General features: G+C 32.6%; 1 protein-coding gene. It reads left to right on the top strand.

The window, feature by feature from the left end; all coding sequences use genetic code 11:
* Positions 1-946: acyltransferase family protein (locus ACRCJ0_RS14875; RefSeq protein WP_431390982.1), on the top strand; the 946-nt coding region annotated here is incomplete at its 5' end.
* Between the last annotated feature and the right edge of the window lie 142 nt (positions 947-1,088).

Raw genomic sequence — 1,088 nt, forward strand, 5'->3', positions numbered from 1 at the left:
GTTAGAAGTAACTGGCTTGAATCACTTCTTACTAACCTTACTTCGTGCCATCATATATGTATGTGTAAATGTCTATATTATTATCTCAGGCTATTTTTCAATTAATGCTAAACAACTAAAAATTAAAAAAATTATCCATGTAGCGATGCTACCAGGTTTTATTTCAGGCCTTTTAATAACCATACTAATGGTGTTTGGCGCTATCGATTTTAATATTTGGCGGATTATAGGTAAGTTATTTGCCACATTTAGGGGAGAGTACTGGTTTATATCGAATTACTTTGCCTTGTACCTATTTATTCCCTTCTTAAATAAAATTGTTCATATGATTAGTAAGAAAGAGTATCAACATTTCTTATTATTATCGACTTTGGTGGGGGTTGTTTGGCCATTTTTTGTCATCAACCAGGAGATTATATCGATTAACTCAGGTTTTTCATTAATTTTCTTCGTGTATTTATATTTTGTAGGCGCCTATATCCGCCTACATGGCGCATTTGTTAAAGACTTCACCCGTAATCAATATCTACTAGGGTATCTAACATTAGCCTTGATTACTGGCTTTTTGCAATATATCTTACCCGAAGTAGACTTTTTAAACTACAACGGGCCCTTTGAATTTATCATGTCCTACTGCATCTTTATGTATATTCGACAAATTAAAGTGAAGTCAGTAAGGATCAATACCATAGCAGCTTATACTTTGAGTGTTTACTTGGTTCATGAGCAATCTGAGGTACGTGAATTTATTTGGAATCTACCAATTATTCATCAGATTATACAGTGGTCGCCAATTACATTTATACCAGCTATTATCTTTGTGGCAGTTATGGTATTCACAGTATCATGGATTATCGGCTATACGCTAACTAACTTATATAACAAAGTTGAGCAGTTTGTGTTTTATGTATTAGAAACTAGAGTGGGCAATCCGACAATTGAATAAATAAAGAAAAATGTGCGTTGGCTATCAACCAACGCACATTTTTTTAGTTTTGTAATATTCTATTATAGATATCGATGTAGTCTTGATGAATATCATCCCATTGGAATTTTTTGGATTCTTTTAATGCATTTTTAGAAATTTC

It is taken from the genome of Aerococcus sp. L_32, assembly GCF_050689315.1.